17 protein-coding genes are annotated in these 17,100 nt (G+C 53.4%); 2 read left to right on the top strand and 15 right to left on the bottom strand.

The window, feature by feature from the left end; all coding sequences use genetic code 11:
* Positions 1–426 precede the first annotated feature (426 nt).
* From DUE52_RS25280 to DUE52_RS25295, 4 genes are all read right to left on the bottom strand, one after another.
* Positions 427–2,130 carry a GMC oxidoreductase gene (locus DUE52_RS25280; protein ID WP_114408869.1) on the bottom strand — a complete coding sequence of 568 codons (1,704 nt, stop codon included), beginning with the start codon at positions 2,128–2,130 and terminating at the stop codon, positions 427–429.
* A 32-nt stretch (positions 2,131–2,162) separates the two neighbouring features.
* Entirely contained in the window at positions 2,163–2,705 is a 543-nt protein-coding gene (locus DUE52_RS25285) for a gluconate 2-dehydrogenase subunit 3 family protein (RefSeq protein ID WP_229312301.1), read from the bottom strand.
* Positions 2,706–2,878: 173 nt separating this feature from the next.
* Entirely contained in the window at positions 2,879–3,946 is a 1,068-nt protein-coding gene (locus DUE52_RS25290) for a sensor histidine kinase (protein WP_114408871.1), read from the bottom strand.
* Between the two features lie 128 nt (positions 3,947–4,074).
* Complete coding sequence (locus tag DUE52_RS25295; protein WP_229312302.1) at positions 4,075–5,151, bottom strand: sensor histidine kinase; 1,077 nt, start codon at positions 5,149–5,151, stop codon at positions 4,075–4,077.
* Positions 5,152–5,338: 187 nt separating this feature from the next.
* Here DUE52_RS25295 and DUE52_RS25300 point away from each other — a divergent pair, with 187 nt between their 5' ends.
* Complete coding sequence (locus tag DUE52_RS25300) at positions 5,339–6,100, top strand: SDR family NAD(P)-dependent oxidoreductase (RefSeq protein ID WP_114408872.1); 762 nt, start codon at positions 5,339–5,341, stop codon at positions 6,098–6,100.
* Between the two features lie 83 nt (positions 6,101–6,183).
* On the opposite strand, the gene DUE52_RS25305 is transcribed toward DUE52_RS25300, so the two are convergent.
* The 5 genes from DUE52_RS25305 to DUE52_RS25325 all read right to left on the bottom strand — a co-directional run bounded on the left by DUE52_RS25305 (position 6,184) and on the right by DUE52_RS25325 (position 8,967).
* Positions 6,184–7,098: an EamA family transporter gene (locus DUE52_RS25305; protein ID WP_114408873.1), complete on the bottom strand. Its 915-nt coding sequence runs from the start codon at positions 7,096–7,098 to the stop codon at positions 6,184–6,186.
* Between the two features lie 133 nt (positions 7,099–7,231).
* Positions 7,232–7,417: a hypothetical protein gene (locus tag DUE52_RS25310; protein WP_114408874.1), complete on the bottom strand. Its 186-nt coding sequence runs from the start codon at positions 7,415–7,417 to the stop codon at positions 7,232–7,234.
* A 35-nt stretch (positions 7,418–7,452) separates the two neighbouring features.
* Positions 7,453–7,839: a hypothetical protein gene (locus DUE52_RS25315; protein WP_114408875.1), complete on the bottom strand. Its 387-nt coding sequence runs from the start codon at positions 7,837–7,839 to the stop codon at positions 7,453–7,455.
* Positions 7,840–8,201: 362 nt separating this feature from the next.
* Positions 8,202–8,387, bottom strand: coding sequence for a CsbD family protein (locus DUE52_RS25320; RefSeq protein WP_114408876.1), 186 nt, complete (start codon positions 8,385–8,387; stop codon positions 8,202–8,204).
* Between the two features lie 130 nt (positions 8,388–8,517).
* Positions 8,518–8,967 (bottom strand): DUF2147 domain-containing protein, encoded by a 450-nt coding sequence (locus DUE52_RS25325; RefSeq protein WP_114408877.1) that lies wholly within the window; start codon positions 8,965–8,967, stop codon positions 8,518–8,520.
* A 200-nt stretch (positions 8,968–9,167) separates the two neighbouring features.
* Here DUE52_RS25325 and DUE52_RS25335 point away from each other — a divergent pair, with 200 nt between their 5' ends.
* Positions 9,168–9,713 carry an acyl-CoA thioesterase gene (locus tag DUE52_RS25335; protein WP_114408879.1) on the top strand — a complete coding sequence of 182 codons (546 nt, stop codon included), beginning with the start codon at positions 9,168–9,170 and terminating at the stop codon, positions 9,711–9,713.
* A gap of 147 nt (positions 9,714–9,860) precedes the next feature.
* Here the strand turns inward: DUE52_RS25335 and DUE52_RS25340 are convergent, their stop codons facing one another.
* The 6 genes from DUE52_RS25340 to DUE52_RS25365 form a co-directional block, all read right to left on the bottom strand.
* Positions 9,861–11,105 (bottom strand): MFS transporter, encoded by a 1,245-nt coding sequence (locus DUE52_RS25340; protein WP_114408880.1) that lies wholly within the window; start codon positions 11,103–11,105, stop codon positions 9,861–9,863.
* 121 nt (positions 11,106–11,226) lie between these two features.
* A complete protein-coding gene (locus DUE52_RS25345; protein WP_114408881.1) occupies positions 11,227–12,531 on the bottom strand; it encodes a Gfo/Idh/MocA family protein in 1,305 nt (434 codons plus the stop codon).
* A 135-nt stretch (positions 12,532–12,666) separates the two neighbouring features.
* Complete coding sequence (locus DUE52_RS25350; protein ID WP_114408882.1) at positions 12,667–13,437, bottom strand: 3-ketoacyl-ACP reductase; 771 nt, start codon at positions 13,435–13,437, stop codon at positions 12,667–12,669.
* 111 nt (positions 13,438–13,548) lie between these two features.
* A complete protein-coding gene (locus DUE52_RS25355) occupies positions 13,549–14,694 on the bottom strand; it encodes a Gfo/Idh/MocA family protein (protein ID WP_222930325.1) in 1,146 nt (381 codons plus the stop codon).
* A 153-nt stretch (positions 14,695–14,847) separates the two neighbouring features.
* Entirely contained in the window at positions 14,848–15,708 is an 861-nt protein-coding gene (locus tag DUE52_RS25360) for a sugar phosphate isomerase/epimerase family protein (RefSeq protein ID WP_114408884.1), read from the bottom strand.
* Entirely contained in the window at positions 15,708–17,087 is a 1,380-nt protein-coding gene (locus DUE52_RS25365) for a glycoside hydrolase family 88 protein (RefSeq protein WP_114408885.1), read from the bottom strand. The genes DUE52_RS25360 and DUE52_RS25365 overlap by 1 nt, the downstream gene beginning before the upstream one ends.
* Between the last annotated feature and the right edge of the window lie 13 nt (positions 17,088–17,100).

A 17,100-nucleotide genomic window follows, 5' to 3' on the forward strand; every position in this document is an offset into this window, starting at 1 on the left:
TTTCAAAGAACTACAAGCCAACGTCATTCTGGAAGTCCTCGACTTACCCAACGGCGTTGAGCTACTCAGAAAATACTTAGCACACCAAGCCCGAAGGAGTTAAACCAATCCTTCGTACAGTACTGATGTAAAATGATGAATGAAAAATGGAAAAGTAGGCTGGCACATTCCAACACTTTTACATTTTTCATTCACCATTTTACATTTGTAGCCCGGTTTTACAGGAGTTGTAGCCTAATTGTTTGCCCCGTTAGGGGTTCAACAGCGTAGCGTCGGTAGCAATCCGGGCAATGTTTCTCGCGTAACGTGCCGTAAGGTACGTAACCCTTCACCGCATCGGTCGCGTACCTTACGTAAATAACATTCGTCTACCGACGCTGCGCTGTTGAGCCCCTGACGGGGCAAAAAATCGGCTCAACGGCTTTTTTAAATCCGCATCGCTTTCAACTCCTGAACGGCAAAGTTCGCTGCGCGGGCCGAGAGTGCCATGTAGGTCAGCGACGGATTGACGCAGGCCGATGAGGTCATGCAGGCACCGTCGGTAACGAAGACGTTTTTGACGGCATGAATCTGGTTGTTGCCGTTAAGCACCGAGGTTTTGGGGTCCCGGCCCATGCGGGCGGTTCCCATTTCGTGAACGGCCTGGCCGAGAACCGAACCCTGATCGTAGGTTTTCACGTTGATCAACCCAGCTTTTTCGAGCATTTCCTGCGCATCGTTGAGCATATCGACCCGCATTTTCTTCTCATTTTCGCCAATTTCCGCGTCAAAGACCAGCATCGGCATTCCCCATTTATCGAGTTTGCTTTTATCCAGATACATCCGGTTTTTGTATTCGGGCAGTTGCTCGCCAAACCCGATCAGGCCCATGTTCCAAAGCCCCGGTTTGGTAAGTTCCTCCTTCAGCGACGCTCCAAAGGCCAGTTCGGCCACCTGATGCTGCCAGCCCTGCCGACCACCACCGCCCTGGTAGCCAAAACCGCGCAGGTAATCGCGCTTGTCCGACCCGATGTTGCGGTAGCGGGGAATGTAAATGCCGTTGGCCCGTCGCCCGTAATAATACCGATCCTGTCCGCCTTCCCACTGCCCATTGGCCCCGATCCGGAAGTGGTGGTCCATCAGATTGTGGCCCAGTTGACCCGAATCGTTGCCCAGACCGTTCGGAAACCGGTCAGAAACCGAGTTCATGAGCAGGGCCGTGGAGGCCATGGCGCTGGCACATACAAAGATGACCTTCGCAAAATACTCCTGGCTTTCCAGCGTCTGCGCGTCTTTTACCCGAACGCCCGAGGCCCGTTGTTTCTGGGCGTCGTAGATCACCTCCGTCACCACAGAATGGGGGCGGAGGGTGAGTCTACCGGTTTTGACGGCGGGGGGGAGTGTGCAGGATTGGGTGCTGAAATACGCGCCATACGGACACCCCCGAATGCACTGGTTTCGGTATTGACAGGGCGACCGGCCATTGTCGACGTGGACTTTCTGCGCTTCCGACAAATTGGCGGTGCGTCCGATGGTCATTACCCGGCCCGGATAGTTTTTCTCGATGCTTTTCCGGACCTCTTTTTCCACCAGAAACATATCCATTGGAGCAATGAACTCACTGTCGGGAAGTTGCGGCAACCCCAGTTTTTCGCCCGAGATTCCTGCAAATTTTTCCACGTAGGAATACCAGGGGGCAATGTCTTTGTAGCGGATCGGCCAGTCGATGCCGATGCCTTCTTTGGCGTTGGCTTCAAAGTCGATGTCACTGAACCGGTAGGACTGCCGCCCCCACATGATGGATTTGCCGCCCACGATGTCCGGGCGCAGCCAGCGAAACGGTTTTTCCTGCCGGTACGACGCATCGGCACCGGGCATCCAGTAGGTCGGAACGGTTTTCGCGGCATCCGGCGGGGCCTGCGGGTATTTTAGGGCCAGATCGCCCAACCGGGTCATTTCCGGCATTTCCCAGGGCGCTTTCAGGGCTTCGGTATAGCCTGTTACGTGTTCGAGCGGACGTCCCCGCTCCAGCATCAGGACCCGTAATCCTTTCTCCGTCAATTCCTTGGCGGCCCAGCCACCACTGACCCCCGACCCAATCACAATGGCGTCGTAGGTTTGGGCTTTTACCGCATCGATGTTGAGATTCATAGTAGTTTACTGATAGGGAGCAATTTGTTCGTTTACAAGGCCCAAACCTTCTGACCCGGTTTCAAAGGAACGTCGCCCTGGAACCGGCCCGGTACGGGGAGGTAGGCCAGGGTTTGGGTAGCCCCGGTTTCCGAGGTAAAATAACCGACGATGGTGAGTTCGCGAAGGATGAGGAAAAAGGGCTTTTCGCGCTGGGTTAGCTGTTTGACAATCTCCGTTCGTTCCGGGATGCCGAGTTGTGAAAACGGTTTTTGGAAAGCCGCCTGACTCAGGGCGTCGGTCTGTTGCAATCCGTTTAGAAACAAATCCTGCTGGGCCGGGGCGGTGCAATGGCCGATGACATGCCCGATAAACAGATGAACTCCCGCGGCTTTCGCGCCGGGTGTATCCGTGGTCGGAAGGATAATGTCCGCCAGATCGGCCATGAGTTTTTGCTGGGCGTCCGAAAAGATCAGGGGAACCCCGGCGGTGGGTTCGCCCCGGAGGGCGGCCTGAACCGGAAGCGATAAGGTGGCTCCTACCAGTAGAGCCAGTCGTTGCAAAGCCTCCCGGCGAGGCATGAAAGGAGTAGACATTACTTGGATCAATTTAATAGAGAGTTGGTAAAAAGCAAGATTGGAGCTACTATTGGGGGAAAGCGGGGAATGCTTCCGGTTTACTCACCGGGGTTTAAAAGAAGGAGTAAAGCAGCCAGGGATTCCATTTTTTCACCGCTGTCAGGCCACATTTTGGGGGACGAAGCCCGTTGTCAGGGTTGTGGAGCCATCAGCGGCAGCGCTACGGTAAAATGCGAACTGTCGGAGGTGACAATCGGGTCGCTTTGGGCCAGCAGGCGGTATTTGGCTAAAATGTTGGAAAGCCCTACCTGGTTGGAAGCCACTCGCCCGGTTTTCCGCTGGAGGTTGTTCCGAACCACCAGGCGACCAACCTGTGTGGTTTTAATTTCGATCAACAGTGGTTTGCTGGCGTGGATCACGTTGTGTTTGACGGCGTTTTCAACGAGCATCTGCAACGTCAATGGAGGAAGCTGGTAGGCAAGAAATGGCTCGGCAATCACTATTTCCAGGCGAATACCGGCACCATAGCGGGTTTTAAGCAAATGAAAATACGACTGGATGAAGGTCATTTCGGTTTCCAGGGTAGTCAGTTCGCCTTCGTTTGTCTGGAGCAGATACCGGTACACCTTCGACATTTCATCGACAAACTCCTCGGCCCGGTCAGGTTCGTCGGCAATCAGCGACGACAGCGAATTGAGGCTGTTGAACAAAAAGTGCGGATTGACCTGACTTTTCAGGCTCTCGTACTGACTTTGCAGATTGACCTTCTTCAACTGCTCCTTTTCCAGCGTATTCTCGCGCCATTTATTCAGCGAGTAAACGCTTTCATCGATACCGACCGACACCAGATTGGCCGCCAGATTGAGCAGCAGGATCTGTCCGGTGGCCGCCGGATTATGGTGATACCCAAACAAGTGGAACGTTTCATAGATGAAAATTCCCCCCAGAACGAAGCAGGGTGTTACGAGCACAAACACCAGCAGCAAACGCCAGACCCGCTGCCAGGTCTGGCCCAGGTTCGGATACCGCTGAATCACCCACTGGGTCAACTGGTCGAGGGTGAACAAACAGAGACTGCCAATGGTCAGGTTCAGGAGGGTGGCCCACAGAAAAGTCCCCAGGTGAGTGAGATAGCGATCACCTACCACCCAGTAAGAAATAAGCGGGATGAACCAGGGAAACAGCAGCAAAAAGTGCCACTGGCTCTGTTTCCGAAGACGCGGAAAATGACGAAACAAGCTGAAAATAAATGACTTCATAAACCGACCGTGTTCATCTTAATCTACTGATTTTGAATGAACGGAACCCGAAGATAGTGCGTAAATTGGTTGATTGGCTGTCTGAATTGCGAAAAAAACGGGATGAATTGCGAAGAATTTCGTAGATATCAGGGAGCGTTGTGGGGGGGCGTAAAACGCAGCAGCGGCAGCGATACTTCAAAATGCGTTCCGGTTTCTTCTACCCGGATCTCTTCCAGACCCAATTGCCGGTATTTAGCCATCAGGGTAGCCAGCCTGGCCTGCGAAAGATCCATTTTAACCGATTTTCGCTGGAGCGTATTCCGAACCAGCAGACGCCTGTTTGGGAGCATTTCGATGTGGATCGACAGCGGTTTCGTGACACTCATGACGTTGTGTTTAATCGCGTTGTCGATCAAAAGCTGGAGCGTCAGCGGAGGAAGCTGGGTGTCGGGGAAAGTCGGATCGGTCGGCAGGGCGATGCGCAGGGCCGGGCCGTAGCGGGTTTGCAATAAGGCCGAATACTGTCCCACAAAGTCCAGTTCGGTTTGTAAACTGACCAGTTCGTGGGTATTGGCCTGGAGCAAATACCGGTACACTTTCGAGAGTTGGTCAACAAATTGCTCAGCCTGTTTCTGGTCTTCCCCAATCAGCGACGACAGCGAGGTAAGGCTGTTGAAGAGAAAATGCGGATTGATTTTCATCTTCAGCGAGTCGAGCTGGTGTTGAAGGGTGGCCTGCCGGAGATGCTCGTTTTCGGTCTGGTCGCGGTGCCACTGGTTGTAGGTGTAAAAAACATTCAGTGCCACACAGAAACAGAGATCAAAAATGAGCCCCAAAATCAGAATGGGACGAATGGCATCCCACGTAAACGGGACATTCAGGAGGGGGAAAAGACTGTAGATGAACACATCCAAAACCGCCAATCCGATGGTGATCAGACCCACAACCGCCAGCATCACCAGCGTGCGGTGCGTGGCCCGGAGCACGTCGGGATACCGGCGAATGACTCCGCGAACGGCCAGCGTGAGGGTGATGACCGAAAACCAGTAGAGCCCGAAAACCACCGTTGTACCCAACAAAAACACCCGAACGTCGCTGAAATATCGGGGGCCAACGAAATAATAATTGCCGACGGGAAACAACACCGGCATCATCAGGATGTGGTACCAAAGCTCCCAGCGGGAGAAAAAAGGAGTCAATCGGCGGGAAGACCTTTGAATCATTCGAAAAAGCCGTCGGGGCTATCGGTTTTGCTGATTTTTCGTCCAAAGGTACAGTTTTTTACAGGATGCTTCAATCCGGAGAAAAAGCGAATGGTTGCCTGATTTGAACAGTATTCGACCGGAAGGTTGCCTTTTTTTTCAAATTTGGGGCATCTTTGCAGCAACCTTTTGCCACCAGCATTTTTTCATGACTTTCCAAACCCAGACTGCCATCGTAACGGGCGCAGGCATCGGCATCGGTTTTGCCATTGCCCGCCAGCTTACCCGCCAGGGTGCTTCCGTTTTACTCAATGACCTCGATGAGGTAGCGGCTCAGCAGGCAGCCGACCGCATTCAGCAGGAAGGTGGCCGCTGTTTGGCGTATCCCGGCGATGCTTCCGACGTCGCCTTCATTCAGGGCATGGTCGATAAAGCCGTTGCGGAATTCGGCAAACTGACCATCGTCGTTGCCAATGCCGGCATTACCATCTTCGGCGATTTCTTCGATTACCAGCCCGAAGCCTTTCAAAAAGTGGTTGATCTGAACCTGCGGGGAAGCTTTTTCCTGACCCAACGGGCTGCCCGCCAGATGCGGAGTCAGAACGAAGGAGGCAGCATTTTGCTGATGTCGTCCGTTACGGGCCATCAGGCGCATCCGGGACTGGCCGCCTACAGCATGACCAAAGCCGCGCTGGAGATGCTGGCCAAAAACCTCGTGCTCGATCTGTCGCCCTGCGGAATCAACATCAATGCCGTGGCTCCGGGGGCGACCCAAACCGAGCGGACGCTCGATGATCCGACCTATGTGCCGATTTGGTCGCGGATTACGCCGATGGGCCGACCCGCCACCGTCGACGATATTGCCAATGCTGCCCTGTTTCTGGTTTCGCCCCAATCGCGCCACATCACAGGCCAGAGCCTGGTGGTCGATGGCGGCTGGACAGCAGTGAGTCCTCCGCCGGTTGAATGATTGCTTCGCCCTCAACCCCCTGAAGGGGCTTGAAAAACGGCGGATTCAAGCGTCCTTCAGGGGGTTGAGGGCGAAGCAATGATTTATTTCCGGCCCAGGGTAATCAAGACCACACCCGATAAAATAACCAGGGCGGCCAGGATGGAATACGCGTTCAGGGTTTCACCGGCGAAGGCCCAGCCCAGCAGCATGGCAACCACCGGATTGACGTAGGCATAGGTCGAAACCAGTTGCGGGGGGGCGTTCCGAGCCAGCCACGCAAAGGACGAAAAACCGATGATGGAGCCGAAAATGATGAGGTAAACCAGTGATCCAATGGCTTTTACCGGCGCATGTCCGATGCTCGTCAGTGTGACGTTCTCCGTAATCATGCTAAGCAGAAACAGCACCAGACCGCCCACCAGCATCTGGATGGCACTGGAAATCAGTTGCGAAGGAAGCGTAAGCCGGGAAGAAAGCAGCGTGCCGACCGCCCACGAAACGTTCGCCACCATGATCAGGGCAACGCCTATCCAGGTATTGTTCGTCGACACCATTCCGGAACCGGAGGGTTGCACCAGCAGCGAAACCCCCATCAGTCCGAGCACCAGACCCGCCAGCGATAAGTTGGTGGGCCGGATGTGGCCGAAACCCACCCAGTTAAACAGAATAATGAACAGCGGAACCAGTGCGGCCAGCAGTGCGGCAATGCTCGACGGCACGTATTGCAACGCAACCGACATGCTGCCGTTGGCAATCGTGAGCAGCAAGACCCCGATGATTCCCGCCGACAGCCATTGTTTCGGAGCCGGAACGGGGGTGCCGGTAAGCCGGGCATACAGGAATAAAATCAGCCCCGCCGTACTGAGCCGCAAAGATGCCATATACAGGGGCGGCATCTTCTCGGTCATGAAATGAACAAAAAGGTAGGTCGACCCCCACAAAACATACACGGAGATCAGGGCCATCCAAAGCGTCAGGCGCGGAGGCTGTACTTTATTAACGTAGACCGGATTCATTACTCACTTTTCTCTTGGTTGTTTTTACAACACCAAAGGAATAGAAATATTTCCAGAGATGAACCGCAAATTTTTTTAATGGAAGTGATTAATTTTAATAATAGTCAGAATGAAAACGGGATTAACGAATGGTTTAGTTGTCGCTTCCGGTCGTATACAGCGATAAAGGGGCTTTCTCGACCACCGTAAACTGGACGCTGTTGCTGAGGACCTGGCGGTACCGGTAAACATATAAGGTGAACAGCGTGTCGAAGAGGGTAGGATCGTCGGTGGTTTTCAGACGCCGGAGCAATTCAGTTACGTAGACGGTATCGTTCATCGTTTCGTGGATTTAGAGGGAGGAAATCAGCAATTTTAGTCGTGAACGGTTGACTCAAACCAGTTCTTTAAAGGCGGGTGCTGTTGAAGCAAGTCATCAAACGACGTGTCTGTCTGTAAATTAACGGTTTTTAATGTGTTGATGTGTGCGTTAAATCGGCTTATGGAATCAATAGGTTCGTTGGAAATGCGGTGCGTGGAAGGCGGTAAATCCTGAATCAGTCGGGCCAGGGTCATGACCAGAGCCGCTTTGAGCCCCGCTAGTTTGGTCAATGCTTCTTCCGGGATGAGCAGGCGGTCGGTTTGGCTGAGTGCGTGGTTTAGAAAGTGATAATTGTGGTAGATTTCGTCAGCCGCCTGACCCCATTCGGGCAGCAGGTTGTTAAAATGAATCAGTGGATTAGGGCTTTGATAGGTACTCATTCAGTGGACGGAGTTTTGGTTTGTGACAGGTAACGAAGGGCCGGGAATTCCTTTGTGCCGCTTCGTCACCCATTTAGATGTCACATCCCCGAAAAAGTAACACGCATTTTGGTGGCCTTTTTAAATAAAATTCCGGGGGCGGCCCGTCATCCGGAAGTAGTGTACTCATTGTCTGGAAAATAGGAAGCCCCGACCAAAACACAAACACGGTATTTCGTTCGGTCTACCACAAATTGACTATCGTTTTTACCGGTTCGCTTCCTGCGGAAAACCGCTTAGCCAAAGAATATAGAGCCCCTTACCAACCGAAAACGCCGGCAGCTTGTGGCTGTCGGCGTTTTCAATTCGGACACTCGTATGAATTACAGGTCGGCAGCAGCCTTCCGGATTTCGTCTTTCGTCTTCCCGGTTTTTTGCTGGAGTTTGCCCCACATTTCGTCTTCCTTGCCTTCTGCATACGTCAGATCGTCGTCGGTCAAATCGCCATAGGCTTGTTTGATTTTGCCTTTCAACTCATTCCATCCGCCTTTAAGGGTTGTCTCGTTCATGATTGATAATCGTTATAACGTGAGTGATCTGGTACATGATTCGGAAGAATCATACGGTATAAACCGGCGACGAGCGGAAAATGTTTGAGGTTTCGGAGCAAAAAAATAAGCCGCACCATCACCGGGATCATTAGTTTACGCGGGTCCAGGTCTGGGTTTTGCCCAGCAACGATATGCCGACATACCCCCGCACGTCGAGCGTATTGGGATTTTTCAGCGTCATTTTGCAACTGTACTCTTTGCCGTCTTCGGGGTTGTAGATGTGACCATCTTCCCAGACTTTACCGCCATCGTGTACAAATCCCTGCATCACATCCAGCCCCATCAGTGGTCGGGAACGCAGCGTTGCCTGGCTGTTTTTCAGGTCAGTTTTTGGTTTTCCGGTCGAGGGATTGTTGGGTTCCCGCAGCCACACCAGCTTCCCGTAGTACTGGTTGCCTTTTTTGTAAATCTGGATCTGCCCCTGTTTGGTGCCGTTGAGCCAGGTGCCTACCACCGCATCCGGATGAAACTGGGGCGTCAATGCGGTTAGCGAGTGGGCGAGCAGGAGAAGGGGAACGAGAAAAGAAAACGACTTCATTCGATTTTTAAGATGTTGATGGAAACGTTGACCAGTGTGCTGACTAAAACGTAAAAATAATTAAAAATGTATGTTACCGGATTACGCTGGTTTGCGGAATTACACTGATTTTTGCAGGCCAGAATCCGGCGACCGCTTCTGCGTTCCGACTGGATTTTGCATTCTAACTTGCCAAAAAGTCCATCAGTGACAACCACGCTATGATCAAACTTGATCCAACCAGAACTTACCCGCACGAAACGGAATCGCGCACCATTGTCCGTTTTCAGGATTGTGACCCGTTGCAACACCTCAACAACGCGAAGTATTTCGACTACTATTTCAACGCGCGCGAAGACCAGGTTGCTACCCAGTATAACTTCAGTCCGGCACAGTTGTTTCGTGAATACAAGACGAGTTGGGTCGTTTACCAGCACCAGATTGCTTACGTAAGACCCGCAATGGTGAATGAGTGGCTCCGGATTGTATCCCGCATCATCTACGTCAGCGACGATACGATTGTCACGGAGTATTACATGACCGACGATTCCGGCCGGCAGTTGAAGAATGTATTGTGGATGACCTCAAAGTATGTCAGCGTTGTTACGGGTCGCCGAATTCCCCATGATCCCGACGTCATGGCGTTCCTCGCGGCCATTTGCGTGCGCGACATTGATTTCCATAACCTGAATTTCAACGACCGGATCCGGCAGATCAAAGAGGAACTGGTGCAGGAAAAAATGGAAGGAGAGAGCGGAGGTGATTAGGGGTAATTCCGGATGATAACGACTTTATCATTCGCTCCATCCGGCACGGCCAGCCGACCATTCACAAGGGTCCGGTGGTTTGCGCCAAACCCCATGCGGTAGAAAAAACCAGAAAGACTGCCCCCCAAAAAACGGGGGGTCTAGTCTCTAGTCCGTTTCCACATAATTCATGTCCTTTTTGAAGGTTTCCTCCATAAAGTACAACGCAATGAACGCCAGTGTTGCCGTCAACAACCCGACACCGAGCGCACTATTCAGCGTTCCAACCTGGCCTTTTCCGTAAACAAACAAGGACGTTAACGGAATCACCGCTCCCCGCACAAAGTTGGGAACCGTGGTGGCCACCGTAGCCCGCAGGTTGGTTCCGAAAAGCTCGGCGGCAATCGTCACGAACAGCGCCCAATAGCCGTTGGCAACGCCGAGGAATACACAAACCAGGTAGAAAACCGAGAGGTCTTTCATGGGCGCCAGCAGATAAATCAGCACGAAAATCAGCGAAAGGGCGATGAAACTGCCGATGACTTTTTTGCGGCTTTTGAAATACTGACTCAGCAATCCGCTGGCAATGTCGCCAAAAACCTGTCCCGTAAACGTCAGCATAACGGCTTTTCCGGCCACCACCGGTTCGGTCAATCCCATCGCCTGACCAAATTCCGGCGAAAACGTCACCAGAATTCCGACGACAAACCAGATGGGCAAACCGACCAGAATACACTGAATATACTTTAGAAACCGCTCCCGGTTGTTGAACAGCATCATCAAATCACCGCGCTTCACCTGACGCTCTTTCACCACTTCAAAAATCTTGGATTCGAACACGTTCATTCGCAGCACCAGCAGCATCAAACCAAGTCCGCCCCCCACAAAATACGAGATCCGCCAGGCAAACAAATCGGCCACGAAATAGGCCATGATGGCTCCCAGCACACCCATAGTGGCCACAATCGTGGTTCCATACCCGCGAATCTGCTTCGGCAACACTTCGGTTACCAGCGTGACACCGGCACCCAACTCACCGGCCAGACCCACACCCGCCACAAATCGCAGAGCTGCGTACATCGGCAGACTATCGACAAATCCGTTGGCGATGTTCGCCAGTGAATAAATCAAAATCGACCCGAAGAGCACGGAAAGCCGCCCCCGTTTATCACCCAGAATGCCCCAGAAAATTCCGCCCAGCAGCATCCCGGCCATTTGCCAGTTTAACAACATGATGCCGTCGGGAAGCAGCCGGTCGTCAGGCACACCGATGGCTTTCAGGCTCGGAACCCGCACGACGCTAAACAGAAACAGGTCGTACATGTCCACCAGATAGCCCAGCGCGGCCACCAGCACCGGAATTTGAAGCAATTGTTTACTCAGGCTTTGTTGGGGTTTCGGTTGCTCAATCATTATTGTTTAAGGTTTGACGTTTAAGGTTTAAGGTTTGAAATCTGAAGTTTGAGATTGACCGGGCACCCGATTGGATGCCGAACACCTTTAAACCTTAAACGTCAAACCTTAAACCAAACAATTATACTTGCTTCGGCAGCGCGAAAGGTGCGCGGTATTGACGGCTCAGGTGCGAATTGGCTTCCGAGTCGCTAATGAATTCTTCTTTTTTCGGATCAAATTTCAGGGTGCGACCCAGGCGGTATGCAATGTTACCGATGTGGGCCAGTCCCGACGCCAGGTGGGCGGTTTCGACCGGGCCGTTCAGCTTCGATTTGTCCCGCGCCCGAACCGCTTCGATGAAGTTCAGGTAGTGGTCGCCCCCGGCATGACCCGCCGGTCCCGGCGTCCGCTCTTTGCCCAGAAACGTTTTGTAATCGTTGTAGCCGTTGATGACCATGTAGCCTTTGTCGCCGTAAAAGAGGTTACCCACTTCCACGCCGTCCTCCCGGTTGGTCATCCACGGACGCACTTCGAACTGAATGACTTTGCCTTGCGAGGGATAATTATAGGTAGATGTCAGCAATTCCGGCGTTTCCTTGCAGTCTTTCCAGAGGTATTTGCCACCCGCCGACGTCACCTCTTCCGGAAAACCGACGTCCAGCCCCCACATGGCCAAATCCGTTTCGTGGATACCCTGGTTGCCAATGTCACCATTGCCGTAGTCCCAGAACCAGTGCCAGTTGTAGTGAACGTAGTTTTTGGAGAACTCGCGCGCTTTGGCGGGTCCCTGCCACAAATCCCAGTTCAAACCCGCCGGAACGGCGCTAGGGCCCTGATTGCCAATGTCGGGGCGCCATTTGTAGACCAATCCGCGTGCCATGTAAACTTTCCCGATCAACCCGTCGCGGAGGTGTTTGATGGCTTCCTGAATGGCGGTCGAGCTGCGCAACTGCACGCCGTGCTGCACAATCCGGTTGTATTTGGCCGCAGCTTCCACCAGTTTTTTGCCTTCGCGCAGGTTGTGCGTACCCGGTTTTTCGACGTACACATCTTTTCCGGCCTGACACGCCCAAATGGCCGCTAGTGCGTGCCAGTGGTTGGGGGTAGCAATGCTGACGGCGTCGATGTTTTTATCGTCGTACACCTTCCGGAGATCCTGCTCGGTTTTCACCTTCCGGGAGTACGTTTTCTCAAAATCAGCCGCGCGCTGGGCTGAAACCACGTTATCGACATCGCAGAGCGTGACGACCTCGACGTTCGGCAGTTTGGAGAAATTGGCAATGTGGTCTTTCCCGCGGCCGTTGACGCCAATGACGGCCACGCGGATGCGGTCGTTGGCACCAAAGGCGTGGGCCGGAATCAGGGTAGGCAACCCCATCACGGCCAGGGAGCCGGTGGCAGCGGTTTTGAGGAAAGTCCTCCGGGAATCGGATTGGTTTTTCATGATTTAAGCGGTTTAGGAAAATGAGTTATTTCGCAGAGTTGAGCGGAGTAAATCAGAGTTCAGCAGAGAAAGAGAGAAAAAATCTCCGCTAAACTCTGATTTACTCCGCTCAACTCTGCGAAACAACTCTTTTTTCTAAAGTCTTGGCAAGGTCAGTCCCCCGTCGACCATGATGACTTGCCCGGTTGAATATGGAAAGTCGCCACGGGCTAAAGCCGCCACGGCCCGGCCCACATCGTCGGGGAAACCCCAGCGTTTCTGAACCGTCAGCCCTTCGTCGATCAGTTTGTCGTATTTTCCGACGACCCCCGCCGTCATGTCGGTGCGGATGATGCCCGGTCGTACTTCAAAAACCGGGATGTCAAATTCACCCAGTCGGGCAGCAAACAATTGCGTGGCCATGCTGAGTCCGGCTTTGGCAATGCAATATTCTCCCCGGTTCACCGAAATAACCGTCGATGAGATCGAGGAAATCGTTAGTATACACCCCGTAAAGTCCGCTTGATCAGCCTTTTGTGCAATCATCCAGTTGGCCACTGCCTGGGTCAGAAAGTAAGCACCCTGCAAATTGGTCGACATCACGTATTCGAAACTTTCCTCGGTTGCCTCCAGAATGTCCCGGCGTTCCTTCGGCGCAACCCCCGCGTTGTTTACTAATACGTTCAACCGACCAAAACGGGCCTTGATTTGTTCCAGCATCCGGACGCGGTCTTCTTTCGACGCAATATCTCCCTGGCAATACATCACTTCAGCCCCCAATTCCTGAAGACCAGCCAGGGCCTCCCCAACTGCTTCTTCGGGCCGTACACCGTTGATGGCCAGATCGAAGCCGGCTTTGGCCAGGTGTTCCGCAATACCGTATCCGATTCCCCGGCTTCCACCGGTTACAAATGCTACTCTTTTCATTTTTAAAGTGGATGGGAACGCGGATTGGGCGGATTTTTACGGATTTACACTGATTTTTTTATAAAATTTTATCCGTGGAAATCCGTTCAATCCGCCCAATCCGTGTTCCTATTAAAGTTCAGGAATATCAACCCAGCAGCGTTTTTCCCAGCTTTCGATGCCTTTTTCGGCCAGTTGAACGCCTTTGGCACCTTCCCGCAAATCCCACGGAAATGGCTCATCCTTCACGACATGCTTCAGGAATAATTCCCACTGCACTTTAAAGGCATTTTCGGCCACTTCCTGCTCCGGCACTTTGGCCCAGCCTTCAAAAAACTTGATGGGCTGCTCGATGTCGGGATTCCAGACCGGTTTGGGTGTGTTGCCGTAATGCTGAATGTAGCACTCCCGCAAACCCGCCACCGCCGAGCCTTTGGTGCCATCCACATGCAACGTCAGCAGATCATCGCGACGAACGCGCGTGGTCCAGGACGAGTTAAACTGAGCGATGACGCCCCCTTCGAGTTCAAAGGTCGCATAGGCGGCATCATCGGAGGTACAGACATACGGTTTGCCCTGCTCGTCGATGCGCTCCGGAATGTGAGTCGCACCCAGACAAGATACGGATTTTACTTTACCAAATACGTTGTCAAGCACATACCGCCAGTGGCACAGCATATCGACAATGATCCCGCCATCGTCTTCCTTGCGGTAATTCCACGAAGGCCGTTGCGCCGGAATGGAATGTCCTTCAAACACCCAATAGCCAAATTCGCCCCGAACCGACAGGATTTTTCCGAAGAAATCGTTCTGCATCAGGCGTTTCAGTTTCAATAAACCGGGCAACCACAGTTTGTCCTGCACGACACCGTTCTTCAGGCCGGCGGCTTTGCAGAGTTCATACAGTTCCAGGGCCACTTCGGTGCTGACGGCGGTCGGTTTTTCACAGTAAACGTGTTTCCCGGCGGCCACGGCTTTGCGAACGCCCTCAGCCCGGCGACCCGTCGTCTGGGCATCGAAATAAATGATGTTATGAGGATCGGCGAGGGCTTCATCGACGTTGGTCGTCATTTTCTGCACCCCCGACTGCTGGCACAGTTTCTCCAGTTTATTGACGTCGCGACCCACCAGAATGGGTTCTGGCATGATGACCTCATCCGGTCCGACCTTCACGCCCCCCTGTTTGATGATGGCGACAATGGAACGCATCAGGTGCTGATTGGTACCCATCCGGCCGGTTACGCCGTTCATGATAATACCTACTTTGTGTTCTTTCACTTTTCAATAAATGGCTAAAAGATGGTTGAATGGTTATGCCCCTAAATCCGAAGCGTCGGCCCGGCCCTAAAGGGGACTTGGACCCAGAATTACCAGGATGCAAAAAGTCCGGCTCCGGCCGCCCGGCCTTTAGGGGATTTAGGGGTAATTATTTTACGAATGATGCAAATACCCGTGTTTGATTTTTTCCAGGAATTCCGCCTGATCTTCCGCCCAATACCGGTTTGAGAAGATCTCAACTTCGTTGAACCCCGAAAAACCGGCGGCTTCGACCCACGACCGGATCTGGCGGATGTTGATGCAGCCTTCGCCCATCAGTCCGCGGTCGTTGAGTAGATCAAGTGTTGGGGTTTTCCAGTCACAAATATGGAAAGCATACAAATGCCCGTTTTTACCGCAGCGCGCGATTTCCTTTTCCAGATCGGGGTCCCACCACAAATGATAGACATCAATGGCGATGCCAACGTAGGGTGAATTCAGCTCCTCGGCCATGTCATTGGCCTGACCTAAGGTGTTGATAGCCGAGCGGTTATCGGCATACATCGGATGTAAAGGTTCAATGGCCAGCCGAACGCCATTGGCTTCGGCATGGGGCAGCAGTGCGGCAATACCGTCCCGAATTTGCTTGCGGGATTCCGTCAGGGACTGACCCGGTGTGGCACCACACACCAGCACGACGTGGGGCGCGCCCAGTTCGGCGGCTTCGTCGATGGCCCGGCGGTTGTCATCCAGGGCGATCTGACGGCCAGCGGCTTCGAGGTGCGGAAAAAAACCGCCCCGACACAGGGAAACCACCGAGAGGTTATGATCCCGCAGCAATTGGCTGGTTTCCCGAATGTTGCGATTGGCCAGCGCATCCCGCCAGACCGAAATTCCCCCAATCCCCGAGCGGGAATAGTGTTTTGCGGCTTCCTCAATGGCCCAGGGCCGCGTGGTGATGGTGTGAATGCACAGTCTTGAAAAATCCCGGAAGGCAGGTTCCCCGAACGACTCCGCTAGTGGTGTTGTGCTCATCACAGGGCTCCGAAAAAGGTGTAATACGGTTCGTTATTGACCACGCGTTGCAGGTATAACGCGACTTCGCGGGCATGGTAATCGCCCCACATGCTCGACTCGCCGTAGGGAATTTTGCTCCCCGCCGGAACATGATCCCAGCCGTTGGGCCGGTGGTAGATTGAATGCAGAATCAGTCCCTGATGGTTGGGATCCGTGCTTAGATACGGTTCCTTCAAGAGCGAATCTAACACCGTTAATCCCGCCTGCCAGTAGCGTGAGCCGTTTTCAGTCTCGCCCCGTTCGGTCAGGTAGTTGCCCAGACGAAGCAATCCCTGCGCCCCGATGGCCGCTGCGGAACTGTCTACCGGCTCAAAAGCATTGTAGGGATCGGAGGGCCGGTCGAGGTAATTTCCCATTTGCGACAAACCGGGGGCACCGGTATCCCAGTACGGAATGCCGTCGATCGGCGTGTGTTCGATGTAAAAGTCGCAGGTGGCACGGGCGGCTCTGAGCAGATAGGCTTCCACCACCTGACGTCCGTCGAACGGTTCCAGATCAACATCTTCGAGGGTATTCAGGTATTCCAGTTGTTCGGCAAAACCGCACATGGCCCACGCCAGTCCGCGCGTCCAGGTCGTAAAACCAGTATAGCCTTGTTGGGAGTTGGGGCAACGGAAATTGCCGTCTTTGGTATTGAAAACGCTTTCGTGCGCCGTGCGGCCCCAAAGGTCGTAGATGTCGCGTCCTTCGCCGTAAAAAACCGAGTACTCGGCCGTTGCTTTCATGTGTTCCAACCCCCGCTCGAGCAGATTGATTTTCACGTCGCCTTCCCCCTGAAAAACGTGACCGAGGCTGTGGCTCAGCACAACGGCCCGGCACGAACGGATGGTATCGACAAAAAGCGAATGCGGCCCGTTGAAGGAGTGAATGAATCCGCCGGTTTTGACAGTCGTCCACCGGCTGGCCTGCACGGCTCCCGAAATTTTGAGCGCCAATTCGTAGAAATTCTTTTCCCACTCGTCAAATTCCACTTTGCCTTCCCGCATCAGCCGCAAGAGGCTGCCATAGGTGCTCACGTTGTTAAAACCGTGGTCGTGAACGCCAATGTGGCTGATGTGGGGGGCCATCACTTCGAGCGTTTTTTGCCGCCCCGTTTCCAGAAAATGCGGGTCGCTGGTGGCGTCGAACTGGAGGATGGAGGAGCCAAACTGGAAGCCCTGCGTCCACTCGGTCCAGCCGCGGGTGGTGTAGTGTCCCTGCACCGTAAAAACCGGTGACCCTTTGGCGGTATCGTAATGGGAGTCGATCAGGTTGATTTTTTGGGCGGATAAATCCCAGAACTGCTTGAGTCGGGTGGTGAAGTCAGCCGGTTGAAGGCCGTAGTTGATTTGAATCATTGGTCGATACTGG

Source organism: Larkinella punicea, from assembly GCF_003334855.1.
GTDB lineage: Bacteria > Bacteroidota > Bacteroidia > Cytophagales > Spirosomataceae > Larkinella > Larkinella punicea.